Genomic DNA, 22867 nt, shown 5'->3' with positions numbered 1-22867 from the left:
CGAGCGGGCGCGGGGCACGGGGCCGGCCGGGTGGGTAGGCTGGCGCGGGTGCACGAGGACACGGACCGCGTCGAGGGCGGCGACGCCGGGGACCAGGCGCCGCAGCACGGCGTCGGACCCTGGCCCGGCGGCCCGGACGCCTGGCCCGAAGACCCGCGCCTCGACCCCGAGCTGCTCGCCGGGGGCGACACCCGGAACGTCGTCGACCGCTACCGCTACTGGCGCATGGCGGCGATCGTCGCCGACCTCGATGCGCGGCGGCATCCGTTCCACGTCGCGATCGAGAACTGGCAGCACGACCTGAACATCGGCTCGATCGTCCGCAGCGCCAACGCGTTCCTCGCCGAGTCCGTGCACATCATCGGCCGCCGCCGCTGGAACCGCCGCGGCGCCATGGTCACCGACCGGTACCAGCACATCGTCCACCACGAGGACGTCGCCGCCTTCACGGCGTGGGCGGCGGAGAACGGGATGCCGATCCTCGCGGTCGACAACACGACCGGCGCCGTGCCCGTCGACCGCGCCGACCTGCCCGAGCGATGCGTGCTCCTGTTCGGGCAGGAGGGACCGGGACTCTCCGCCCAGGCGCTGGCTTCGGCATCCGGACACATCGAGATCACGCAGTACGGCTCGACACGCTCGATCAACGCGGCCGCCGCCGCCGCGGTCGTGATGCACGAGTGGTGCCGTCGCTGGGCGGGCTGAGACGCATACGCTCCCGCAACACCCCTTCGCGTGGACTGGTCGAACCAGACCCCCGGAGGAGACATGCATCACATTCGAATCTCGCCCGCCCGTGTCGTCGTCGCGGCCGTCGCCGTCGCCGTGATCTCGGCGCTCACGCTCGCTCCGCGCGCGATCGTCCACCCGCTGCGCGGCCTCGTGGAGGACATCGTGTGGCCGGCGCTCGTGCGGCTTCCCGGTGAGCCGGACCAGATCATGAACACGGCGCTGTTCATCCCGCTTGGCGTGGCGATGGCGTTCGTCCTGCCCCGACGTGCGTGGCTCGTCGGCATCCTCGCCGCACTCGTGCTGTCGACGGGCGTGGAGCTCGCGCAGGAGGGCATTCCCGGTCGGGTGCCGGACCTGAGCGACGTGCTGTGGAACACGTGCGGCGGTGCGATCGGGGTCGTCCTGACCGTCGTGGCACGGGCCATCTGGGCCTCAGCGAGGAAGCCTGATCGTCACCCGCAGCCCGCCGCCGGCGCGCGCGACGACGGTGAGCGTGCCGCTGTGCGCCCGCACGATGGAGGCGACGATGGCCAGCCCCAGACCCGATCCGGGGCGCGTGCTGCCGCCACGGGTGCGCCCGGCGCCGCGCACGAAAGGCTCGGTCAGCGTCGCGGCGACCGGGGCTGAGACGTGCTCGCCGCCGTTCTCCACGGTCAGCACCCCCTCCTGGGCGCAGACCCGGATCCAGCCCCCGTCGACGTTGTGCACGACGGCGTTGCGCAGCAGGTTCGCCGCGAGCCTGCTCATCAGCGCCCCGTCGGCGGTGACGGGCGAGGGGCGCAGATCGGTCTCGATGCGGATGCGGCGAGCAGCGGCATCCGCATCGACGTCGGCCAGCGCCGCCGTCACGACCGCCGACAGGTCCACCCTCCCGAGCGCCAGCGGCGCACCGCTGCCGACCTTCGCGAGCGCGAGCAACGCCTCGGTCGTGGCGATCGCCCGATCGTTCGTCGCGCCGATACGCGCAAGTGTCCTCTCGATGTCGCGGCCCTCGGGGTCGGCCTCGGCGACCTCCACCAGCGTGCGGATGACGGCGTGCGGGGTACGCAGCTCGTGCGACGCGTTCGCGGCGAAGCGGCGCTCCTCCTCCAGGGTGCGCGCGAGGCGGTCGAGCATCGCGTCGAGGGTGTCCGCGAGCTCGGTGAGTTCGTCACGTCGCCCGGGCAGCGCGACGCGGAGGTCCAGGTCGCCGTCGCGTATGCGGGCGACCGTGTTCGTCATCCGCGTCAACGGACGCAGGACGATGCCCGCCAGCACCCAGCCTCCGACGAGCCCGAACAGCACCAGCGCGAGGATGGCCCACGCCGCATATCGCGTGAAGACCTCGAGCAGATCCATCCGATTGGGGGCCCACCCGCCGTCCGTGCCGAACAGCGCGCCCTGCGGGACGAAACGCAGGACCAGCAGGCCCACCACCACGAGTGCGCCGCCCGCGACGATGAGGAAGCCGGCGTAGCTGAGCGCCAGTTTCAGCCGGATCGATACGCCGGCACGGCGGGCGGTCACGGCAGCATCCGATACCCCACGCCCGGCACCGTCTCGATGACCCAGGGCTCGCCGAGGCGTTTGCGCAGCGTCGAGATCGTGATGCGCACGGCGTTCGTGAACGGATCCGCGTTCTCGTCCCAGGCGCGTTCGAGCAGGTCCTCCGCGCTCACCACGCCGCCGTCGGCGCTCATGAGCACGTCCAGCACGGCGAACTGCTTGCGGGTGAGGGCGACGTGGCGCCCATCGCGGAACACCTCGCGGCGGAAGCGATCGAGCGTCACTCCCGCTCGCTCGGACGTCGGGGGCACCCCGACGGCCGAACGCCGCCCGAGCGCCCGCAGCCGTATCACGAGCTCACGCAGCGCGAAGGGCTTGGTGAGGTAGTCGTCGGCGCCGCTGGCGAAGCCGCTCTCCTTGTCGTCGAGCCGGTCGGCGGCGGTGAGCATGAGGATGCGGGGCGCGGCCGGTTCCATGGACAGCCGCCGGGCGATCTCGTCGCCCCGGGGGCCAGGGATGTCGCGATCGAGGACGACGACGTCGTAGCGGTTGACCGCCAGCTGCTCGAGCGCCGTGTCGCCGTCCCCGGCGATGTCGGCCGCGATGGCGTCCAGGCGCAGCCCGTCTCGGATCGCCTCGGCCAGGAACAGCTCGTCCTCCACGATCAGCACGCGCATGCGGCGAGTCTAGGCAACCCCGCATATCGCGAGCGTATGCGGGACCGCCGTGGCTCCGCGAACACGGCGTCTCCTACCGGCTCGGCCGGATCTATGCGACCAGCGCGGGCACGTCGGGCTCGCCACGACGCCGGGCGGGACCCGCCCCGAGATGCGCGCGGGCGCCGCATCCTCGGCCCGGTGTCACGCGCCGGCGGTGAGCCAGCGCGCCCCCCGCACACGGGCGCCGAGCGTCACGAGCCGCGCGAGCATGTACACGCCGAAGAACGCTCCCGCCAGCCAGGCGAGCCCGCTCGCCCCCGCCGCGCCGACCCACACCAGCACGAGCAGAGCCGGGACGAAGGGCACGAGGTTCGCGAGCCCCGCCAGCGCCAGGTAACGCCCGTCGCCGGCGCCCATGAGGACGCCGTCCAGCACGAAGACGACCCCGCACACCGGCTGGGCGATCGCGAGCACGATGAGCGCCGGCTGCACGAGGGCGGCGATCGCGGTGTCGCTCGTGAACACCAGGCCGATGACCCCCGACAGGCAGCCGATGACGAGCCCGACGGCGACGCCGAACCACAGGCCCCATGCGACCGTGCGTCCGAGCACGCGGCGGACGAAGCGCTCGTCGCCCGCGCCGAGCCCGCGTCCGACGAGCGCCTGCGCCGCGATCGCGAGCGCATCGAGGGCGAACGCGGCCGCCGAGAAGATCGTGTACGCCACCTGCCAGCCGGCGAGCTCGGCGGTGCCGAGGGCGCTCGCGACCGCGACGGTCGCCAGCAGCGCGGCGCGCAGCGAGACCGTGCGCAGGAACATCCAGACGCCCGTGCGCGCGCTGGTGGTCACGCTGTCGACCCGGGGACGCAGGGAGGCCGAGTGCCGTCGCGCGAGCCTGCCCACCACGACCACGTAGGCGGCGACCATCGCCCACTGCGCGAACACCGTGCCGATGGCGGAGCCGGCGATCCCCCAGCCGAACCCGTAGATGAACAGCACGTTGAGCAGGGCGTTGGCGGTGAACCCCGCGCCCGCGATCCACAGCGGGGTCACCGTGTCCTGCATGCCGCGCAGCAGGCCGGTCGCGGCGAACACGATCAGCATGGCCGGCAGCCCCCACATCGAGATGCCGAGGTACGCCTCGGCGGCGGCCGAGACATCCGGCCCCGCCCCGAACAGCCCGATCAGCCAGGGCGTGAGCAGGGACCCCACCGCCGCGAGCACCGCGCCCAGCCCGAGCGCGAGCCACAGCCCGTCGATCCCGGCCGAGACCGCGCTGCCGTGCTCGCCCGCGCCGAACCGCCGCGCGACGGCCGGCGTCGTCGAGTACGCGAGGAACACCATGAGCCCGACGATCGTCTGCAGCACGGCCGAGGCCACGCCGAGCGCCGCGAGCGGGACGACGCCGAGGTGGCCCACGAGCGCGGCGTCGACGATGAGGAAGAGGGGCTCCGCGACGAGGGCCCCGAGGGCAGGGAGGGCCAGCCGCAGGATCTCTCGGTTGAGGGGTGTGCCGGCCGCCATGCTCCGAGCCTATTGAGGGCGGCGCGTCCCCCGTGCGGATGCGGCGGCCCGGCTCCGCGTGTCGGGGTGCACCGGACCCGGGTCATAGCTGGGCGGCTTATCCTGTTGCGATGACCGAATCCCTCCGCTCCGGTCTGGCGCTCGACGAGCTGAGCGACAGCATCCGACCGCAGGACGACCTGTTCCGCCACGTCAACGGTGCCTGGATCGAGCGCACCGAGATCCCCGAAGACAAGGCCCGCTGGGGCTCCTTCCATCTCCTCGCCGAACAAGCCGAGAAGCACGTGCAGGAGATCATCCAGGAGTCGCAGGACGCGGAACCGGGAACGGAGACCCGCAAGGTCGGCGATCTGTTCGCGAGCTTCATGGACGTCGAGCGCATCGCCGAGCTCGGCGCCGAGCCCCTCCGCGCGCAGCTCGATCGGGTCGCCGCGATCGACTCCGTCCCGGCGTTCCTGCGCACGGTCGGCGAGCTCGAGCGCGACGGCGTGGGCGGCATCATCGACCTCTACGTCGAGCCCGATCCGGGCGACCCGGAGCGCTACGTGCCGTTCCTCATCCAGTCGGGCCTGACGATGCCCGACGAGTCCTACTACCGGCTCGAGTCGTTCCAGGAGATCCGCGTCGCCTACCGCACGCACATCGAGCGCATCCTCGGGCTCGCCGGAGTCGAGGGCCCGGATGCGGCGGCCGACCGCATCGTCGCGCTCGAGACCGAGATCGCCGAGCACCACTGGGACAACGTCCGCAGCCGTGACGCGGTCGCCACGTACAACCTGAAGACCTGGGACGAGGTCACCTCCCTCGCCGGAGTCGAGCTGAAGCCGTGGCTCGAGGGCGTCGCCCCCCACCACCCCGAGGCCTTCGCCGAGGTCGTCGTCTCGCAGCCGAGCTTCATCGAGGGGCTGGGCGCGCTCCTGACCGAGGAGCGCCTCGACGCCTGGCGCGACTGGCTGCGCTTCAAGGTCGTCCACGCGGCGGCCGCGTTCCTCTCCGATCCGTTCGTCGAGGAGAACTTCTCGTTCTACGGCACGGCGCTCACCGGCGTGCCCGTCAACCGCGAGCGGTGGAAGCGCGGCGTGAGCCTCGTCGAGGCCGCGCTGGGCGAAGCCGTGGGCAAGGTGTACGTCGAGCGGCACTTCCCCCCGGCCGCGAAGGAGGCGATGGACGAGCTGGTCGCGAACCTCATCGCCGCCTACCGCGAGTCGATCTCCCAGCTCGAGTGGATGAGCCCCGAGACCCGCGAGCGCGCGCTCGCGAAGCTCGACGCGTTCACGCCGAAGATCGGCTACCCCGCCGCCTGGCGCGACTACACGGGCCTGGAGATCGACGCGACCGACCTGGTCGGCAACGTCCGCCGTGCGCACGTGCACGAGCACGACCGGCAGCTCGGCAAGGTGGGTCGCCCCATCGATCGCGACGAGTGGTACATGACCCCGCAGACGGTCAACGCGTACTACAACCCGCTCATGAACGAGATCGTGTTCCCGGCGGCGATCCTGCAGTACCCCTTCTTCGACGCGGATCGGGACGCCGCCGCCAACTACGGGGGCATCGGAGCGGTGATCGGACACGAGATCGGTCACGGCTTCGACGACCAGGGCAGCCGGTTCGACGGCGACGGGTCGCTGCGCGACTGGTGGACCGACGCCGACCGCGCCGCGTTCGAGGAGCGCACGAAGAACCTCATCGCGCAGTACGACGCGCTCGTGCCGCAGGGACTGGGCGAGGAGCACCACGTCAACGGTGCGCTCACGATCGGCGAGAACATCGGCGACCTCGGCGGGCTGGGCATCGCGCTGCGCGCGTACCGCCTCTCGATCGGCTCGGACGCCGAGGCTCCCGAGATCGATGGGCTCAGCGGCATCCAGCGTCTGCTGCTCAGCTGGGCGCAGATCTGGCAGCAGAAGGGCCGGGAGGCCGAGACGATCCGCCTGCTCACGATCGATCCGCACTCGCCCAACGAGTTCCGGTGCAACCAGATCGTGCGCAACATCGACGCGTTCTACGAGGCGTTCGGGGTGAGCGAGTCGGATGCGTTGTGGCTGGCCCCGGACCAGCGCGTCACCATCTGGTAACCCTGTGGTGATCGTGGCGGCGTAACCTCGCCGCAGCCCCTGCCCATCAGGTGCGTCGGAAGGAATCATCGTGGCTACGCCGTCTGAGCCGGTACGGGGGACGGATGCCGTCAGTCGTTCTCGTCGCGGGGGGAAGCGGTTGCCCCGCCGCGCCGCGCCGGGGCGTCGCTCCTTCGCCTCCGCGATGAAGACGCTGGAGGCGCTCGCGGCGTCGGGCGCTCAGGTGTCGGTGCGGGTGGACGACCTGGACCGGGGCACCGAGGTGCTCGCGGGCGACGACTTCACGAGCGTGCCGGTGGCGGGACTCGGTGTCGTGCCGGTGCTGATCGAGCTCGCCGCGCGGTTCGAGTCGGGAGAGATCAGCCCGCTGGAGATCGTCGAGCGCGGGGCCCTCGACCCGGTGTCGGTGTCGGGGCTGTGGCGGCATCTGGCCGCTCCTGCGCTGCCGCTGCAGGATCTCGCGGTGCTCGCCGCGTCGGCGGGCGATGCGCTCGCCGCCAACGCGCTGCTGCACCGCGTCGGCCTTCCCTCCGTGCGCGCCCGGATCGAGCAGCTGGGCCTTGCCCGTTCGGCCGTCATGGACAGCTTCCGCGACAGCCGCGGGCCCGACGACGCGCCGCACGTCGCGGTCGGCTCGGCGCGCGAGTACGCGTCGCTGTTCGGGTCGCTCGTGAACGCGGATGTCGTGAGCCCCGGCGTGAGCGCCCAGGTGTCGGAGTGGCTGAGCCTCGGTCACGATCTGTCGCTCGTCGCGGCCGCGACGGGCCTGGACCCGTTCGGGCACGAGGACGACGAGCACGGCCTGCTGTTCGTGAACAAGACCGGGCGCGCCGCGGGCGTCCGCGCCGAGGCCGGCGTGCTGGCCGGGCCGCGCGCGGGGGTCTCCTACGCGCTGTTCGTCGGCTTCGACGATCTGTCGATCGCGCATCGCCTGCGCGCGCACGATGCCTTCCGCGTCCTCGGCGTGGAGCTGATGGAGTACGTGTTCTGACGCCCCCGCCCCCGCGCGTCCTCTTTACCGCTTTACCGCGAGACCAGTCCCGCGCGCCGAGACCGGCGGGTTTCTCGCCGGTCTCGGCGCCGCGGACTGGTCTCGCGGTCAGGGGAGCCGCGGCGCGGCCAGCACGAGCACCTTCGTCGAGCCCGCTCCGGTGCGAAGGACCGCTCCGGCGGCACGCACGCACGCGACATCGCCGGGGACGAGGTTCTCGGCTCGGTCGTCGTGGATGATCTCCAGCCGGCCCTCGACGAGGTAGACCGTCACGGCCCCGGGCAACGGCGGGGCGAAAGTCTGCGGACTCGATGTGTGCACATCCACGGCGGACACCGCGCCGTCGATCGTGATCGGGTGGATGCTCCCCAGCAGGTCGTGATCGCCCGCGAACGGCTCCCACGCGGAGTCGTCGCCGATCGAGCGGAGCACCTCGCGCAGCACGAGGTCGGCGTAGGTCACGATGCCTCCTTCCCCGCGGCGATCGGTCGGTCCGTGCGATAGAGGCTAGGCGGGCGGCCCGCTCCGGCACAGGTCCGCCTGGCGTGGACGCGGTGGGTCCACGGGTGACCGTCGGGAAACCCCGACGTCATGCCCGAGAAACCTCGCCACCCCGTCCCGGCGCGACGGTGTCCGCACGTGGGCGGACCGACGACGCGGTGTCCGCAGCCCCCCGCAGCACCGAGACGAGCCGTCCGAGTCGTTGTGCCGCGGGGGAGATCTCGGCGTCGCGGGTGCCGGCGAAGCCGAGGAGAAGCGCCGGAGGCAGACGCCGCTCGATGCTGTGCAGCGAGAGCGGCCAGGCGTGGATGCCCGCTCCTCGAGCGTGCTCGGCGACCGTCAGATCATCGAGCTCGGCAGGGAGCCAGGCGACGACGTGGAGACCGCCGGCGCGCGACTCCACGCGCAGCACATCACCGTGGCGGGCGCTCTCCTCGACGAGCCGTCGCTGGCGGTCGCCGTACAGGATCCGCATCCGCCGCAGGTGTCGCGCGTAATGGCCCTGAGCGATGAAGTCGGCCATCGTCGCCTGGTCCAGCTGGTGCGCGTGCATGTCGCTGGCCAGGTGGGCCGAGACCAGCCCGTCCACCACCTCCGGCGGAGCGATCACGTAGCCCAGGCGCAGTCCCGGGAACATCGTCTTGCTGAACGTTCCCACGTAGATCACGCGACCGTGTGCGTCGATCGACTGCAGGGCCGCGATCGGGCGGCCCCGGTAACGGAACTCGTTGTCGTAGTCGTCCTCGACGATCCACGATCCGGTGGTCGCGGCCCACTCGATCAGCGCGAGACGACGCTCCAGCGAGAGGGGAGACCCCAGCGGGAACTGGTGCGACGGCGTGACGAAGACCATCCGTGCCTCCGGGGCGGCTGCGACGCCCGCGGCGACGTCGAGGCCGTGCTCGTCGACCGGCACCGGGACGATTCGCGCTCCCGCGGAGGTCAATGCGGCCCGCGTGCCCAGGTAGCCCGGGTCCTCCATCCACGCCGTCTCGCCGGGGTCCAGCAGGATTCGTGCCGTGAACTCGAGGGCCTGCTGCGAGCCCGACACGATCACGACGTCGTCGGCCGAGCAGAGGATGCCGCGAGTCGTCCCGATCTGCTCGGCGATCTGCTCCCGCAACGGCCGGTAGCCGGCCGGGTCTGAGTATCCCATCAGGGTGCGATCGCCGCGGCGAGCCCTCGCGGCATAGAGCCGTGCCCACACCTCGTGCGGGAAGTGGTCCAGCGCCGGCAGGCCGATCTGGAACGCGGTCGTCTCGGGCGACCGTCGCAGCAGGGCCGGGAGCGGCATTCGAGGTGTTCCGACGAGCATCGCGCCACGTGCCGACAGCGTCGGGCCGCGTTCGCTGCGCACCGGCCGGCTGGAGACGATGTTCGCCCGCGGACGCTGGACGTCGTCGGGAAGCACGCGGGCGACGTAGGTGCCCGAGCCGTGGCGCGTCTCGATGTAGCCCTCGGCGAGGAGCTGATCGAATGCGGCGAGCACGGTGTTGCGCGAGACGCCCTGCTCGGCCGACAGCTGCCGGCTCGCCGGGAGCCGGGAACCGGCCGGGAGCTGGCCGCGCAAGATCGCTCCGCGCAACTGTTCGTAGAGCGCGCGGTAGGCGGGCGTGGGCGGGCGCCTCTGTTTCTCGTGCTGGTCGTCGGAGTTTCGTCCGGGTGACATGCGGCCCTCCCGACTGCTCGTGAAGTGGATCTGCCATTGTCGCGCATCAGATCGAAGACTGGGAGCCACTCCACCGCTTCCGGGCCAGCCGCGCAGCGGCAGGTCTTCGACCACGAAAGGCACCCACCCGACATGCCCATCTACCTCAGCATGCAGCGAGTCCGTTTCTCCAGCCCGGATGCGTACGAGAAGTTCAAGGTCGTGTTCGGCGACACCCGCCATCACCTGATGAAGCTCCCCGGCTTCCTGCACCTCACCTGGTGGGAGCACCCGGACGACCCGACCTGGTTCAACGAGTGCAGCTTCTGGACCAGCAAGACGGCGCTCTACGACTGGCACATGGACACGTACCACAAGCACGCCAAGGCCTGGGCGGCCAACGGCGCCATCATGGAGGACATCATCACCAACTTCGAGTTGGTCGGCACGCGCCTGCTGCGCATCTGTCCCACCTGTGGCGAGCTGCAGGACAAGAAGTACGAGCTCTCACAGGAGCAGGCGGTCCTGGCCGAGCAGTGTCCCAACTGCGGCTTCCACTTCCCCGTGCTCGGCGAGCAGCCCTCGAGCTTCGCCGTCTTCAAGGACGTCGATCCCGCACTCATCCCGCAGGACTGACGTCTCCTTCACGTGGCGACGTTGCTTTCCGCGAGACCAGTCCCGCGCGCCGAGACCGGCGGGTTTCTCGCCGGTCTCGGCGCTGCGGACTGGTCTCACGGTCAGGGGAGCTACGATCGGCGGGTGACCCAGCGCCCTCCGTTCCGCGCCGACATCGTCGGCAGCTTCCTCCGGCCGTCCGCTCTCGCGGATGCTCGTGCCCGTCACGCCGAGGGGCTCCTCGACGACGAGGGGCTTCGCGCGATCGAGGATGCGGAGATCGCGGCGCTCGTGCGCAGCGAGCACGAGAACGGCCTGCAGGTCGCGAGCGACGGCGAGTTCCGCCGCTCGTGGTGGCACTTCGACTTCTTCGGGATGCTGGACGGCGTCGACATCGTGGAGCTGGACCACGGCATCCAGTTCCAGGGCGTGCAGACCAAGCCCCGCGGCATCCGCGTGAACGCCCCCATCGCGTTCTCGGACGCGCACCCGTTCCTGGCGCACTACCGTGCGCTGCAGGAGACCGCGGCCGCCACCGGCGCGACGCCGAAGTTCACGATCCCCGCGCCCACGGTGCTCGACTTCCGGCTGGAGCCCGACGCGGTGGACGCGGCCGCCTACGACGGTCGCGAGGCCATCGTGGACGACCTGGTGCAGGCCTACCGCGACGCGCTCGACGCGTTCTACGCGGCCGGCGCCCGCTACCTCCAGTTCGACGACACGGCGTGGGCGTACCTGTGCTCCGAGGTCGAGCTCGCCAAGGCGCGCGAGCGCGGCATCGAGACCGACGGCATCGCCGAGCGATACGCGACGATGCTCAACCGCATCCTCGAGGGCAAGCCCGACGACCTCGTCGTCACGACGCACGTGTGCCGCGGCAACTTCCGCTCGACCTGGATCTCCTCCGGCGGGTACGAGCCGGTCGCCGAGCAGCTGCTGGGCAACACGGCCTACGACGGCTTCTTCCTCGAGTACGACTCGGACCGCGCGGGCGGTTTCGAGCCGCTGCGGTTCCTGCCCACGGGCGAGCAGGTCGCCGTCCTCGGTCTCGTCACGACCAAGACGGGCGAGCTGGAGGACCCGGATGCGGTGCGTCGCCGTATCGACGAGGCGGCGGCTTTCGCGCCGCTCGAACAGTTGGCGCTCAGCCCGCAGTGCGGTTTCGCGTCGACGGAGGAGGGCAACGCGCTGACCGAGGCCGAGCAGTGGGCGAAGATCCGCCTCGTGGTCGACACCGCCGCATCCGTCTGGTCCTGACCCGGCCTGCGCCGCGGCGCCGCGGCCACCGCGCCGGGTGCGCATAATTCAGGCAGGATCGCCCGGAGGCCCGGTCTCGGGCCTGTTCGGGGCGTCTCTGCCTGAGTTGTGCGCAGGCGCAGGCGCGGGCCCGCCGGGTCGGCGCAGCAGCAGCGGCGGCCTACTCCGACTTCTCGTCGTGGTCGGTGGGCGTGTACGGCACGCCCGCGAGGGCGGCGGCGTCGATCGCCTCCTGGTCCTTCACGTACGGGGTCCCGTGCGTGTGGAAGGTCGCGACGGTCTTCATGCCCCATGCCTGGCCCTTGGCGCGCTCGGCCTGCGACCACTCCACGACCGGCCAGTCCGGGTCGAGGAGGAGGCGCGCCTGCGCGGTGGCGAACTCGATGCGGTTCCCGCCCGGCTCCCAGACGTACAGGAAGAAGGTCTGGTTGATCGCGTGCTTGTAGGGACCGTACTCGATGTAGATGCCGTTCTCGAGGCAGATGTCGGCGGCCTTGAGGATGTCTTCGCGATTGTCGGGGGCGAAGGCGAAGTGGTGGAAGCGGCCGCGCTCGCCGGTCCAGTCGTCGGAGTAGACGACGTCGTAGGACTTCTGGTGGAAACGGAACCACCAGGCCCCGTACCCTCCCGCGTCCAGCTTCACGCGCTCGGACTCGCGCGCCTTCATGACGTCGCGCCAGAACTCGCCGGCGGCGGTGACGTCGCTCGCGAGGTAGTTGATGTGGTCGAGGCGCCGAACGTTGATGCCACGACCCGGGAACTTCGAGGCCTGGTTCTTCAACGCGGGGCGGTCCTCGTCGTCCGGCACGTACAGCTCGGTGTCGTAGTAGAGGGCCATCGTGTGCCCGTCCGGGTCCTCGAACTCGAAGGACCGCCCGACGCCGACCTCGGGGTCGCGCCAGCCGTGCCCGAGGCCGGCCTTCTCGATCGCGGCGACGCGGCGGTCGAGAGCCTCCTGACTGGTCGTGCGGAAGAGCGTCCGCCCGACGCCGTTCGTGTCGGATGCGGTGAGCTTGAGCGAGTACAGCTGGTACTCGTCCCATGTGCGCAGGTACACGGAGTCGCCGACACGGGCGACCTCGCGCATCGCGAGCAGATCGCGGAAGAAGTGCAGGCTCTCGTCGAACGTGGGTGTGAAGAGCTCGATTCCGCCCACGTGGGCGAGATCGAAGTTCTCGTGTTCGGCCATGTCTTGTCCTCTCTGACGGGTGTCTACGGTCGGGTGTCCTACAGGCGCGGGCGGGGGAAGACCCGTCCGTCGAAGATCTTGCGTGCGGTCCGCAGCGACAGGGATGCCGCCTGCCAGGCGCCGTCCGGAGCACGGTCGACGCGCACGCGCGCGGGGAAGGCGCCGCCGGGGTGCTCGATGGACACCGTCTCGCCGCCGTCGTCGGTGGCCAGCTCTGCAGCCACGGTGCCGGGGATGCGCAGCCCCGCGGCGACGGACGCCGCCATGAGCACGCCGATCGAGGTGTGCACGCGGTGGGGGATGAACGCGCGGGTCGAGATGGCTCCGCCCGCGGTGGCGGGGGAGAGGAGGAACATCTTGGGCACGGTCTGCGCGGAGACGTCTCCGAGGCCCATGAGGGGACCGGCGGCGAGGCGCACCCGTTCGACCTCCGTGGCCAGCTCACCGCGGGCTTCGAGGGCGGCGGGGGTCTCCGTGCCCTCGACGCCGAAGTCGGCGGCATCCAGCAGCACGACCGGCATGCCGTTGTCGATGAGGGTCGCGCGGTGCCCCTCGACCTCGTCGGTCGCGTTCCCGGTCGGCAGCAGCGCCTTTCCGGGGCCCGCGGCGAGGGCGATGTCGATCCGGCAGGCGGTCCCGGGGACGCCGTCGATCGCGGCATCCCCGTCGTAGTCGACGGTGCCGCCGGGGGTCGCGAACGTGACGGTCGCGATATCCCGGGTGTTGAGCAGCCGGATCCGGGCGGTCGTGGTCGGCTCGCCGGGCACCAGGAGGCCGCGTTCGACGGCGAAGGGGCCGACGGCGGCGAGCAGGTTGCCGCAGGTCTGGGTGTCGGAGACGAGGGGCTCGTCGACCGCGATCTGCAGGAACAGGTAGTCGATGTCGATGCCCGGCTCCTCGGAACGGGAGACGATCGCGACCTTGCTCGTGAGGGGGTGGGCGCCCCCGAGGCCGTCGATCTGCGTCGGGTCGGGGCTGCCCATGATCCGCAGCAGCAGGTCGTCGCGCGTCTCACGGCGGGCGGGCAGGTCGTCCGCGAGGAAGAACGCGCCCTTCGAGGTGCCGCCGCGCATGAGCAGGCACGGGATGCCGGAGGCTTCGGGGTCAGCGGCCGCCACGGTCGTATTCCGCTTGAGGAATGTAGCTCACGCCGAGGTCGGCGAGGACGGGTCGGAGCCGGTTGATGTCCATCGAGATCTCTCCCGCCTCGTACCGGACGCGATTCGCGGCCTCCTTCTCGGCGCGCGCCGTTGCGGCCGCGAGAACGTCGGCGGCGTCGGCACGGGGGACGATGGCGACGCCGTCATCGTCGGCGACCACGATGTCGCCCGGGTGGACGATGGCGGCGCCGAGCACCACGGGGACGTTGACCGAGCCGGGGGTGTCCTTGACGCATCCCTCCGCGCTGATGTGCCTCGTCCACGCGGGGAAGCCCATTCGGCGCAGCTCGGTCGTGTCGCGCACGCCGGCCGAGGTGACGTAGCCGCGCACGCCGCACACCTGCATCTGGGTCGCCATCAGCTCGCCGATGTGGCCGTAGGGGGAGTCGCCGCGGGGCACGACGACGATCACGTCCCCGGCGCGGGACTGCTCGATCGCGACGTGCACCATGAGGTTGTCGCCGGGGGCGGTGAGCACCGTGATCGCGCTGCCGGCGATGGCGGCGCCCTGCTGGATCGGGCGGATGTCGGGACCGACGTAGCCGGTGCGGCCCTGGGCCTCGTGGACGGTCGCCGAGCCGAGTGCGGCGAGCGCGGCGACGACGTCCGCGTCCGCACGCTCGATGTCCGTCACGACGACGTGTCCGCCCATGCCGGGTTCCCCTTCGATCGGTCGGCCCTCAGCGAACCACAGTGGTCGAGGATGCGCAAGACATTGTCGCCAATTTTGGTTCCGGGATAGTTCAGGATTTTCGTTGACAATCGTGTTCCGCAAAGTCACTATGAGGATAGGCAAATGACCGGGGTCCGCGACGTCGCGGACACGACGAGGAAGTCGAGGCGCCAGATGGCGGGCAATCTTCAGGAACTGCTGGATCAGCACGGCGACACGGTGGGGATGCTGCGCGACGCGCAGCTGGGCACCTACATCTACCCGGTGGTCCCCGCGGAGTTCAGCAACTGGCGGCGCGAGCAGAAGGCATGGCGTCACGCCGCCGTGCTCTACGACCAGACGCACCACATGGTCAACTTCTTCGTCTCGGGCCCCGACGCGCTGAAGCTGCTCAGCGACACCGGCATCAACTCCTTCGCGAACTTCCCGGTCGACACCGCCAAGCAGTTCGTGCCGACCGCGTCCAACGGCGGCGTGATCGGTGACGGCATCCTGTTCCGCGAAGCGGAGGACGACTACGTCTACGTCGGACGCGCGCCGGGTGCCAACTGGCTGCAGTTCCACGCCGAGACCGGTGGCTACGACGTCGAGTTCCGCTACGACGACCGTTCGCCCTCGCGTCCCTACGGCAAGGCCGTGCACCGCGAGTACTACCGCTTCCAGATCCAGGGCCCGAACGCGTGGGCGATCATCGAGAAGCTCAACGGCGGCGAGATGGAGAAGGTCCGCTTCTTCCACATGGGCCACATGACGATCGCGGGCGAGCAGGTCCGCACCCTCCGTCACGGCATGGCCGGCGCCCCGGGCCTGGAGCTCTGGGGCCCCTACGAGCAGCACGAGAAGATCCGCGATGCGATCCTCGAGGCCGGCCGCGAGTTCGGCATCGAGCCCTGCGGCTCGCGCGCCTACTCCTCCAACACCCTCGAGTCGGGCTGGATCCCCTCGCCGCTGCCCGCGATCTACACCGGCGGAGACATCGAGCGCCGCTACCGGGAGTGGCTGCCGACCACGAGCTACGAGGCGATCAACGCGCTCGCCGGCTCGTTCGTGTCCGACCGGATCGACGACTACTACCTGAACCCGTGGGAGCTCGGGTACGGCTCGTTCGTCAAGTTCGACCACGACTTCATCGGTCGTGAGGCCCTCGAGCAGATCGACCCCGCCGCCCAGCGCCGCAAGGTCACGCTCGCCTGGAACGACGAGGACCTCACCAAGGTGCTCGCGACCGTCCTCGACCGCGAGGGCCCGGGATACCAGTTCTTCGATCTGCCCAACGCCAACTACGGCTCGTCGAACTACGACGCCGTCATCGACGCCGACGGCAACACGGTCGGCCTGTCGATGTTCACGGGCGTGACGGCGAACGAGAAGCGCGGCCTGTCGCTTGCGACCGTCGACGCGGACGTGCCGATCGGCGCCGAGGTGCGCGTGGTCTGGGGTGAGCCCGACGGCGGCTCCCGCAAGACCACGGTCGAGCCCCACGAGCAGATCGCGATCCGCGCGGTCGTGAGCCCGGTCCCCTACGCCGAGACCGCGCGGGTGGAGTACCAGGGCGGCTGGCGCACCGGCTACACGAACTGAGCCGCTCGCGCGAGGTCGCATCCGCACGGGTGCGACCTCGCGCGTCGCGGATGGTCCCGGCGCCGGTCAGCCGTCGCCGTGGATCACCTGGAACCGGCCGGACGAGCCGCGCACGGCGCGCGCCACCGTGTCGAACAGCCAGTCCAGCGCGGCGGCGTGCTGCGTCGTCGCGCGACGGTACAGGCGCACCTCGACGGGGTGCATCTCGAACGGCAGCGGCCGCACGACCAGCGGCCACGTGTGCGCCCATCCCTCCGCGATCGTGTCGGGCATGGTCGCCACGAGCTCCCGGTCCCCGGCCAGCAGCGGCGGCAGCGATGCGAACTGCTGCAGCGCGACCCGCGGCTCGATGTCGATCCCCGCGCGGCGGCGCGCCGCATCCAGCGCGGGCGCTCCCGAGTCGCTCGCGACCACGGCGTGCGCCGCCGCCGCGTAGGCCTCGAGCGTCACCTCGCCGGTGGCCAGCGGATGCCGCTGCGACATGACCGCGCCGTAGCCCTGGGTCTTGAGGCCCACGCGCTCGAACCCGCCCGGCACGGCGGACGGGGTGATGGCGAGGTCGACGGTGCCGCGGCCGAGCCACTCGGGGAGGGCGTCGACATCCATCGGCACGACCTCGATGCGCATGCGCGGGGCGCTCCGGCGCACGGCTGCGACGATCGCCGGCAGCCAGCCGATCTCCCCGAGCTCCGAGAGCGCGATGCGGAAGAGCCGATCGGATGCCGCGGGCTCGAAGCGGTGGACGGCGTCGAGCGTGCGGTCGACCGTCGAGAGGGCGTCTCGGAAGCCGGGGTAGACGCTCTCCGCGAGCGGGGTGGCCACGACGGTGCGGCCCCGGCGTGTGAACAGCGGGTCGTCGAGCTCGCGACGCAGACGCCCCAGCGCCTGGCTGACCGCGGGCTGGGTGACGTACAACCGCGCTGCGGCGGCCGTGAGGCTGCGCGTCTCGGCGATCGCGACGAACACCCGGACGAGGTTCAGGTCCACGGCGTCCGCCTCACGCATCCTTGCCCGTTCATAAGCACCGATTATGGAGTATCGAACAACCGATAGGCCATGCTTCGTACGCTGAGGGGGCACATCCCGAACGAAGGAGTTCTCATGGTCCTCTCCGCCGCCCAGGCGATCGCCGACGCCGGAAGCCCGGTCGAGCTGCTGCGCAACGCGCAGGCGCGGCCGACGATCTTCCCGGTCACGCCCGAGTTCACCAACTGGCGCAGCGAGCAGCGCTCATGGTCGGAGACCGTCGCGCTCCTGGACCAGTCGCACCACATGACGGACCTGTTCATCTCGGGTCCGGACGCGGCGCGCCTCCTCTCGGACACCGGCGTGAACAGCTTCGCGAGCTTCCCCGTCGACGCCGCGAAGCAGTTTATCGGCGTCAACGACGAGGGCTACCTGATCGGCGATGCCATCCTCTTCCACCTCGAGGAGGACGAGTACGACCTCGTGGGCTGGTACATGGTGCTCGACTGGGTGCAGTTCATCGGCGAGACCGGCGACTACGACGTGACGTTCCGCCGCGACGCGAACACGCTCATGCGCGAGCCGGGAACGCCGCCGGAGCTCTACCGCTACGAGCTGCAGGGGCCGAACGCCCTCGCGCTCGTCGAGCGTCTCATCGGCGGACCGGTGCCGCCGACCAGGTTCTTCGGGATGGCGCGTCTGCAGATCGCCGGCGTCGAGGTTCGCAGCCTTCGTCACGGCATGGCGGGCCAGCCCGGCTTCGAGCTGTTCGGGCCGTGGGCCGACGGTGAGCGGGTTCTCGCGGCGATCCTCGAGGCGGGCGACGAGTTCGGGCTCGTTCGCGTCGGCGCGCGCGCCTACTCGTCCGCGAACCTCGAGTCGGCCTGGGTGCCGTCGCCGCTGCCGGCGATCTTCACCGGCGCGCGCGCCGCCGAGTACCTCGAGTGGCTCCCGGCGTCCCGTGCCGGGTCGCTCGCCGGCAGCTACGTGTCCGACGACATCGAGGACTACTACCTCACCCCCTATGACCTCGGCTACGGCCGCAGCGTCGCCTTCGACCACGACTTCATCGGCCGTGCCGCGCTCGAGCGGTTCGCCGCGGCGCCGCAGCGTCGCAAGGTCACGCTCGTGTGGGATGCCGAAGACCTCGCCGCGATCGTCGCCTCGTACGTCGGCGACGAGCTTCCGGCGAAGTTCATCGAGTTCCCCAAGGCGCGCTACGGCCTGTACCAGGTCGACCGCGTGATCGCGTCCGGCGCCGATGTCGGAGTCTCGCACGACGTCGGCTACATGACGGGCCTCCAGGCCTTCGTCTCGCTCGCGAGCATCGACGAGGCGCACGCCGAGCCCGGGACCCGCGTCACGGTCGTGTGGGGCGAGTCGCCGAACTCGCGCAAGCCCGCCGTCGAGCCGCACCGTCAGGTCGAGGTGCGCGCGACCGTGGCCCCCGCACCGTTCTCGGCGTTCGCGCGCGAGAACTACCGCAAGGGCTGAGCCCGCGACATCCCCTGTCGCCGCGTCGGCGGCGGGGGATCGTCTGCCGTCGTGCGGGGATCGTGGGCGACACGCCGTGTCGGAGAGCCAGGGCGCGGCGTGTCGCGCACGATCCCCGCGGATGCGGATGCGGATGCGGATGCGGATGCGGATGCGGATGCGGATGCGGATGCGGATGCGGATGCGGATGCGGATGCGGAGCGGGAGGGGCCTCCGCTACGCGGGACGGGATGCGGCCGCGAGCCGCTCGTACCAGGCGACCGCGGCGCGCGTCATGTCGGCGTGCCGGCCGTCCGCATCGAGCGCCGCGAGCGCGTCGCGCACCTCGCGCTCGCGGCGCACGGCGTGGCGGTGGGTGCCCTGCACGAGATGGTCGACCGTGGCGGCTCCGTCGGGGCCGAACTCCGCCGCCATCTGCGCGTGCAGCCACTCCTCGGCGCCCGCCGCGCGGGCGGCCTCCAGCGCCTCGATCACGACGGCGGCCATGCCCTTCATGAACACGCTCCGCAGGAGCTTCCGCTCGGCGGCGTCGCCGGCGGGGCCCGGCAGCGTCTCGACCGGAACGCCGAACGGGCGCACGGCATCGGCGAACCGCTCGGCGCCCGGGCCGCTCGCGAGCAACGGCGTGCGCTCGGCCGCGCGCGCCACGGGCGCGAGCACCGCGACGTCCGCGACCGCGATCCCGTGCGCATCGCCGATCGCCGCGACGCGCTCCTTGACGCCGCGAGCGGCGGTGTTGAGGTCGGCGTACACAGCGTCGCGGGCCAGCAGCGGCATCGCGGCCTCGGCCGCCTCGGCCGCGGTGCGCGCCCACACCAGGCTCAGCACGAGATCCGCCCCATCGAGCGCGTCCGAGAGCGTGTCCATCCGCTCGGACGCCGGGATGCGGTCCCCCGCCGTGGCCGAGAAGTCGTAGCCGCGCACGGCGGCACCGGCGGCGCCGAGCGCCCTGCGCATAGGTCGAACCGGCCTCGCCGAGGCCGATCACGGCGATGCGTGTCATGGCGCCTCACCCTAGCGCTTCGCGCCAATTCTGGCGACAATCCCGCGCGAGGTCGGCTCCGCGCTCGCTCGCGCGGGCGGGACGCGGCCGCGCGAGCGGGGAGCCGGGGCCGCGTCACCGGCGGAGGAGCGTCGCGGCCACCTCCCACGACCGCGCGGGGACCCCGGCGTCCGGACCGGGGCCGTGCCAGCCCGCATCCCCGCCGCCGCGCGCGTACGCCTCGGCGAGGCTGCGGCTCACCCCCGCTGCGGCGATCCGCAGCGTCTCCACGGTCTCGTGCGCGGGCCCCGGCGTGTCCGGGACCACGGCGCCGAGCGCGGCGTAGACCGAGCCGTCCGGCCCGCGGACCGGCACCGCGATCCCGCGCGCCTCACGGTGGATGTAGCCCCGCGCGTCCGCGACGTCCTCGCTGCGCACCCGGCGGAGCACGCGCCGCAGCTCCGCCTCGGTGCGAGGGGTGAGCGTCGTGTAGGCCCGGAGACCGCTCGCGACGACCGTGCGCACGGCCTCCTCGCCGGCGCTCGCCAGCAGCACGAGCCCGCTCGACGATGCGTGCAGGGGGATGCGGCCGCCGATGAGCGTCGCGTTGATCACGGCGCCGGGCGCCGACATCCGCTCGACGAACAGGACGTCGGTCCCGGCGCGCACGCCGAGCTGGATGTGCTGCCGGATCCGCGCGTGCGCGGAATGCAGCCACGGGCGTGCGATCTCGCGCAGCCCGATGGCCCCGGGCGTGCGCGCGGCGTACTCCCACAGCCGCAGCCCGAGCCGGTACGTGCGGTCGGGGAGCCGCTCGAGCAGGCGCTCGGCCGTGAGCTCGCCGACCAGGCGATGCGCGGTCGAGGGGGCGAGTCCCGTGGCCGCGGCGATCTCGCTCAGGGTGAGGAACGGGTGCAGCGCGTCGAACGCGTCGAGCACGCGCAGGTGCCGGTGCAGCGCCGACTCGCCGGCGGACCTGTGCGCCATCGCGTCCTCCCTGCGCCGTACCCTACGCCACCTTTTCCGTTGATGCGAAAGGTCTGATCCGTTGCCGAGCCCGGGTCGTAGCCTCGCACCAGCGGTCGACGTCGACCGCGCGAGGCGGCGAGGAGGCCGACCATGATCGAGGTGACGGATGCGACGTCCCCCGCGGCGGCGAAGGCCCCCGTCGGGCGTGGCGTCGTCGTGGTGACCGCGCGTCGCCGCGTGGCGGACGACGTCGTCGAGCTCACGCTCGCCCGACCCGACGGCACCCGGCTGCCGGACTGGGCGCCCGGTGCGCACATCGACCTGATCCTCCCGGACGGGCTCGTGCGGCAGTACTCGCTCTGCGGCGACCGATGGGATGCGGCGACCTACCGCATCGCCGTGCAGCGGGACGCCGAGGGCAGAGGCGGGTCCGTCGCGGTGCACGACGCCGTGCGTCCGGGCGACGCGCTGGGCTTCGGCGGTCCGCGCAACAACTTCCGGCTCGCGCCCGCGACCGACCTGCTGTTCGTCTCTGGCGGGATCGGGATCACGCCGATCCTGCCCATGATCCGCCAGGCCGAGCTGCTCGACATCCCCTGGCGACTGCTCTACCTCGGCCGCGGGCGCACGAGGCTGGCCTATCTCGACGAGCTGAGCCGCTACGGGGACCGCGTGACGGTGCACTGCGGCGGCGAGCTCGGCCGCGCCGACCTCGCCGGCTGGCGACCGCGGGACCCGCGCACGCGCGTGTACTCGTGCGGCCCCGCCCGCCTGCTCGACGCCGTCGAGGCGTGGGGAGCGGTGCCGGGCGGCCACGCGCCGCGGATCGAGCGGTTCTCCGGGATCGTCAGCGAGGGCGCGGCGGCCTCGCGCTTCGAGGTCGTCGCGGCCCGCACGGGGGTCGCGACCCGGGTCGAGCCCCACGAGTCCGTCGCCGAGGCGCTGACCCGCGCCGGCGTGCGCGTGGTCACCTCCTGCGGGCAGGGCGTGTGCGGCACGTGCGAGACGGATGTCGTGGACGGCGTCCCCGACCACCGCGACGCCCTGCTCGACGACGAGGAGCGCCGCGCCGGGCGCTGCATGTTCCCGTGCGTGTCCCGCAGCAGCTCCGCACGTCTCGTGCTCGATATCTGACCCCACCCAGGAGCTCCCATGTCCGTCATCGCCACCGATGTCCCGAGCGTCGACATCGATCCCTTCGCCTCCGAGTTCCTCGCCGACCCGATGCCGTTCCACGATCGGCTGCGCGAGCTCGGGCCCGTCGTGCACCTGCGGCGCTACGACGTCTACGCCGTCGCGCGCTACGGCGAGGTGCGCCGAGCCCTCACCGACTGGCAGTCGCTGCAGTCCGGGGCGGGCGTGGGGCTCGCCGACTTCACGGCCGAGAAGCCGTGGCGTCCGCCGAGCCTGCTGCTCGAGGCCGACCCGCCGCGGCACGACGCTCCGCGGTCGGTGCTCGAGGGGCTGCTCTCGCCCCGGCGGCTGCGCGCGCTCGCCGCGCAGTGGGCCACGGATGCCGCCGTGCTGGTGGACGAGCTCCTCGCGCGCGGCGACGAGTTCGACGCCGTGACCGACCTCGCGGAGGTGTTCCCGCTGCGGGTCTTCCCGGATGCGGTGGGCCTGGGCCCGGACGGACGCGAGAACCTGCTGCCCTACGGGGACTTCGCGTTCAACGCCTTCGGGCCGCGTGAGGGGATCGTCGCGAGCCTCGAGCCGCACATGCCGCCCGTGATGGCGTGGATCGGCGAGCAGTGCCGGCGCGAGAACCTGCGCGCCGACGGCATCGGCGCGCAGATCTGGGCCGCCGCCGACCGCGGCGACATCACGGTCGAGCAGGCGCCGCTGATCGTGCGCTCGCTGCTGACGGCGGGCGTCGACACGACCGTCACGGGGATCGCCGCGATCGTGCACGCGGTGGCGACGCATCCGGGGCAGTGGGACCGGCTGCGCGCGGACCGGAGCCTGCTCCCGCGCGCCTTCGAGGAGGCGGTGCGCCTCGAGTCGCCCGTGCAGACCTTCTTCCGCACGACGACCGCGCCCACCGAGATCGGCGGAGTCACCCTCGAGCCGCGGCGGAAGGTCCTGATGTTCCTCGGCGCGGCCAACCGCGACCCGCGCCGGTGGACCGACCCGGGGCGGTTCGACCTGGATCGCGACCCCTCCGGGCACGTGGCGTTCGGCATGGGGCTGCACCAGTGCGTGGGACAGCACATCGCCCGGCTCGAGGCGCTCGCCGTGCTCGGTGCGCTGCTGGACCGGGTCGGCTCGATCGAGCTCACGGCATCCCCGCGTCGTCACCTCAACAACACTCTGCGCGGCTGGGAGCGGATGCCTGCGCGGGTCGTCCGGGCGTGAGCGATTCG

General features: G+C 71.8%; 21 protein-coding genes and 1 pseudogene. 10 read left to right on the top strand and 12 right to left on the bottom strand.

The genetic code is table 11. The features are described from left to right. Nucleotides 1–48 precede the first annotated feature (48 nt). On the top strand, nt 49–705 hold the full coding sequence (locus tag QE381_RS09500) for a TrmH family RNA methyltransferase (RefSeq protein WP_307217620.1): 657 nt from the start codon (nt 49–51) through the stop codon (nt 703–705). A 68-nt stretch (nt 706–773) separates the two neighbouring features. Here the strand turns inward: QE381_RS09500 and QE381_RS09495 are convergent, their stop codons facing one another. Continuing rightward, the gene (locus tag QE381_RS09495; protein ID WP_307217618.1) at nt 774–959 is read right to left on the bottom strand and encodes a hypothetical protein; all 186 of its coding nucleotides are present in this window, start codon (nt 957–959) and stop codon (nt 774–776) included. On the opposite strand from QE381_RS09495, the pseudogene QE381_RS17870 reads away from it, so the two are divergent. Continuing rightward, nucleotides 940–1086 (top strand): annotated as a pseudogene (locus QE381_RS17870) (VanZ family protein); the annotation flags it as partial. The gene QE381_RS09495 and the pseudogene QE381_RS17870 sit on opposite strands and share 20 nt — an antisense overlap. Before the next feature lie 78 nt (nt 1087–1164). On the opposite strand, the gene QE381_RS09490 reads toward QE381_RS17870, so the two are convergent. From QE381_RS09490 to QE381_RS09480, 3 genes are all read right to left on the bottom strand, one after another. Then, on the bottom strand, nt 1165–2238 hold the full coding sequence (locus tag QE381_RS09490) for a HAMP domain-containing sensor histidine kinase (protein ID WP_307217616.1): 1074 nt from the start codon (nt 2236–2238) through the stop codon (nt 1165–1167). Next, entirely contained in the window at nt 2235–2894 is a 660-nt protein-coding gene (locus QE381_RS09485; protein WP_307217614.1) for a response regulator transcription factor, read from the bottom strand. The genes QE381_RS09490 and QE381_RS09485 overlap by 4 nt, the downstream gene beginning before the upstream one ends. 183 nt (nt 2895–3077) lie before the next feature. After that, entirely contained in the window at nt 3078–4400 is a 1323-nt protein-coding gene (locus QE381_RS09480; RefSeq protein WP_307217611.1) for an MATE family efflux transporter, read from the bottom strand. A 110-nt stretch (nt 4401–4510) separates the two neighbouring features. On the opposite strand from QE381_RS09480, the gene QE381_RS09475 reads away from it, so the two are divergent. Both QE381_RS09475 and QE381_RS09470 read left to right on the top strand, forming a co-directional pair. Further along, complete coding sequence (locus QE381_RS09475; RefSeq protein ID WP_307217609.1) at nt 4511–6478, top strand: M13 family metallopeptidase; 1968 nt, start codon at nt 4511–4513, stop codon at nt 6476–6478. A gap of 70 nt (nt 6479–6548) precedes the next feature. Beyond that, nucleotides 6549–7469, top strand: coding sequence for a serine hydrolase (locus tag QE381_RS09470; RefSeq protein ID WP_307217608.1), 921 nt, complete (start codon nt 6549–6551; stop codon nt 7467–7469). Between the two features lie 108 nt (nt 7470–7577). Here the strand turns inward: QE381_RS09470 and QE381_RS09465 are convergent, their stop codons facing one another. After that, nucleotides 7578–7931: a hypothetical protein gene (locus tag QE381_RS09465; protein WP_307217606.1), complete on the bottom strand. Its 354-nt coding sequence runs from the start codon at nt 7929–7931 to the stop codon at nt 7578–7580. 127 nt (nt 7932–8058) lie between these two features. Further along, nucleotides 8059–9639, bottom strand: coding sequence for a PLP-dependent aminotransferase family protein (locus QE381_RS09460; RefSeq protein ID WP_307217604.1), 1581 nt, complete (start codon nt 9637–9639; stop codon nt 8059–8061). Between the two features lie 132 nt (nt 9640–9771). Between QE381_RS09460 and QE381_RS09455 the strand changes: the two genes are divergently transcribed. Both QE381_RS09455 and QE381_RS09450 read left to right on the top strand, forming a co-directional pair. After that, nucleotides 9772–10254, top strand: a complete 483-nt coding sequence (locus QE381_RS09455) for an antibiotic biosynthesis monooxygenase (protein ID WP_307217602.1) — start codon at nt 9772–9774, stop codon at nt 10252–10254. Between the two features lie 123 nt (nt 10255–10377). Further along, nucleotides 10378–11490 carry a 5-methyltetrahydropteroyltriglutamate--homocysteine S-methyltransferase gene (locus QE381_RS09450; RefSeq protein ID WP_307217601.1) on the top strand — a complete coding sequence of 371 codons (1113 nt, stop codon included), beginning with the start codon at nt 10378–10380 and terminating at the stop codon, nt 11488–11490. 160 nt (nt 11491–11650) lie between these two features. Here the strand turns inward: QE381_RS09450 and QE381_RS09445 are convergent, their stop codons facing one another. The 3 genes from QE381_RS09445 to QE381_RS09435 are packed head-to-tail and all read right to left on the bottom strand — an operon-like array spanning nt 11651 to nt 14491. Continuing rightward, on the bottom strand, nt 11651–12679 hold the full coding sequence (locus QE381_RS09445; protein ID WP_307217599.1) for a VOC family protein: 1029 nt from the start codon (nt 12677–12679) through the stop codon (nt 11651–11653). Nucleotides 12680–12717: 38 nt separating this feature from the next. Further along, nucleotides 12718–13797 (bottom strand): 4-oxalomesaconate tautomerase, encoded by a 1080-nt coding sequence (locus QE381_RS09440; RefSeq protein ID WP_307217596.1) that lies wholly within the window; start codon nt 13795–13797, stop codon nt 12718–12720. Then, nucleotides 13784–14491, bottom strand: a complete 708-nt coding sequence (locus tag QE381_RS09435) for a 4-carboxy-4-hydroxy-2-oxoadipate aldolase/oxaloacetate decarboxylase (RefSeq protein WP_307217594.1) — start codon at nt 14489–14491, stop codon at nt 13784–13786. Before QE381_RS09435 ends, QE381_RS09440 begins: the two co-directional genes overlap by 14 nt. 195 nt (nt 14492–14686) lie before the next feature. Between QE381_RS09435 and QE381_RS09430 the strand changes: the two genes are divergently transcribed. Beyond that, nucleotides 14687–16093: an aminomethyl transferase family protein gene (locus tag QE381_RS09430; protein WP_307220457.1), complete on the top strand. Its 1407-nt coding sequence runs from the start codon at nt 14687–14689 to the stop codon at nt 16091–16093. Between the two features lie 66 nt (nt 16094–16159). On the opposite strand, the gene QE381_RS09425 is transcribed toward QE381_RS09430, so the two are convergent. Beyond that, complete coding sequence (locus QE381_RS09425) at nt 16160–17098, bottom strand: LysR family transcriptional regulator (protein WP_307217592.1); 939 nt, start codon at nt 17096–17098, stop codon at nt 16160–16162. A gap of 96 nt (nt 17099–17194) precedes the next feature. Here QE381_RS09425 and QE381_RS09420 point away from each other — a divergent pair, with 96 nt between their 5' ends. Next, on the top strand, nt 17195–18553 hold the full coding sequence (locus tag QE381_RS09420; RefSeq protein WP_307217590.1) for an aminomethyl transferase family protein: 1359 nt from the start codon (nt 17195–17197) through the stop codon (nt 18551–18553). Nucleotides 18554–18769: 216 nt separating this feature from the next. Here the strand turns inward: QE381_RS09420 and QE381_RS09415 are convergent, their stop codons facing one another. Together QE381_RS09415 and QE381_RS09410 are read right to left on the bottom strand one after the other, a co-directional pair. Further along, on the bottom strand, nt 18770–19510 hold the full coding sequence (locus QE381_RS09415; RefSeq protein ID WP_307217589.1) for a DUF1932 domain-containing protein: 741 nt from the start codon (nt 19508–19510) through the stop codon (nt 18770–18772). A 160-nt stretch (nt 19511–19670) separates the two neighbouring features. Continuing rightward, nucleotides 19671–20522: an IclR family transcriptional regulator gene (locus tag QE381_RS09410; RefSeq protein ID WP_307217587.1), complete on the bottom strand. Its 852-nt coding sequence runs from the start codon at nt 20520–20522 to the stop codon at nt 19671–19673. Between the two features lie 132 nt (nt 20523–20654). Here QE381_RS09410 and QE381_RS09405 point away from each other — a divergent pair, with 132 nt between their 5' ends. Together QE381_RS09405 and QE381_RS09400 are read left to right on the top strand one after the other, a co-directional pair. Then, nucleotides 20655–21638, top strand: coding sequence for a PDR/VanB family oxidoreductase (locus tag QE381_RS09405; RefSeq protein ID WP_307217586.1), 984 nt, complete (start codon nt 20655–20657; stop codon nt 21636–21638). Between the two features lie 18 nt (nt 21639–21656). Continuing rightward, nucleotides 21657–22859 carry a cytochrome P450 gene (locus QE381_RS09400; protein WP_307217584.1) on the top strand — a complete coding sequence of 401 codons (1203 nt, stop codon included), beginning with the start codon at nt 21657–21659 and terminating at the stop codon, nt 22857–22859. Nucleotides 22860–22867 lie beyond the last annotated feature (8 nt).

The organism is Microbacterium sp. SORGH_AS_0888, from assembly GCF_030818905.1.
Classification (GTDB): domain Bacteria; phylum Actinomycetota; class Actinomycetes; order Actinomycetales; family Microbacteriaceae; genus Microbacterium.
Note: the sequence above shows the minus strand (reverse complement) of the source record. Positions and strands in the feature narration are given on the sequence as shown.

Coding starts and splice junctions, on each gene's coding strand:
- QE381_RS09495 (WP_307217618.1), bottom strand. CDS start 959: ATGAACAGCGCCGTGTTCATGATCTGGTCCGGCTCACCGGGAAGCCGC.
- QE381_RS09455 (WP_307217602.1), top strand. CDS start 9,772: ATGCCCATCTACCTCAGCATGCAGCGAGTCCGTTTCTCCAGCCCGGAT.
- QE381_RS09430 (WP_307220457.1), top strand. CDS start 14,687: ATGGCGGGCAATCTTCAGGAACTGCTGGATCAGCACGGCGACACGGTG.
- QE381_RS09410 (WP_307217587.1), bottom strand. CDS start 20,522: ATGGCGCACAGGTCCGCCGGCGAGTCGGCGCTGCACCGGCACCTGCGC.
- QE381_RS09445 (WP_307217599.1), bottom strand. CDS start 12,679: ATGGCCGAACACGAGAACTTCGATCTCGCCCACGTGGGCGGAATCGAG.
- QE381_RS09435 (WP_307217594.1), bottom strand. CDS start 14,491: ATGGGCGGACACGTCGTCGTGACGGACATCGAGCGTGCGGACGCGGAC.
- QE381_RS09405 (WP_307217586.1), top strand. CDS start 20,655: ATGATCGAGGTGACGGATGCGACGTCCCCCGCGGCGGCGAAGGCCCCC.
- QE381_RS09415 (WP_307217589.1), bottom strand. CDS start 19,510: ATGCGCAGGGCGCTCGGCGCCGCCGGTGCCGCCGTGCGCGGCTACGAC.
- QE381_RS09400 (WP_307217584.1), top strand. CDS start 21,657: ATGTCCGTCATCGCCACCGATGTCCCGAGCGTCGACATCGATCCCTTC.
- QE381_RS09475 (WP_307217609.1), top strand. CDS start 4,511: ATGACCGAATCCCTCCGCTCCGGTCTGGCGCTCGACGAGCTGAGCGAC.
- QE381_RS09480 (WP_307217611.1), bottom strand. CDS start 4,400: ATGGCGGCCGGCACACCCCTCAACCGAGAGATCCTGCGGCTGGCCCTC.
- QE381_RS09425 (WP_307217592.1), bottom strand. CDS start 17,098: ATGCGTGAGGCGGACGCCGTGGACCTGAACCTCGTCCGGGTGTTCGTC.
- QE381_RS09460 (WP_307217604.1), bottom strand. CDS start 9,639: ATGTCACCCGGACGAAACTCCGACGACCAGCACGAGAAACAGAGGCGC.
- QE381_RS09485 (WP_307217614.1), bottom strand. CDS start 2,894: ATGCGCGTGCTGATCGTGGAGGACGAGCTGTTCCTGGCCGAGGCGATC.
- QE381_RS09420 (WP_307217590.1), top strand. CDS start 17,195: ATGGTCCTCTCCGCCGCCCAGGCGATCGCCGACGCCGGAAGCCCGGTC.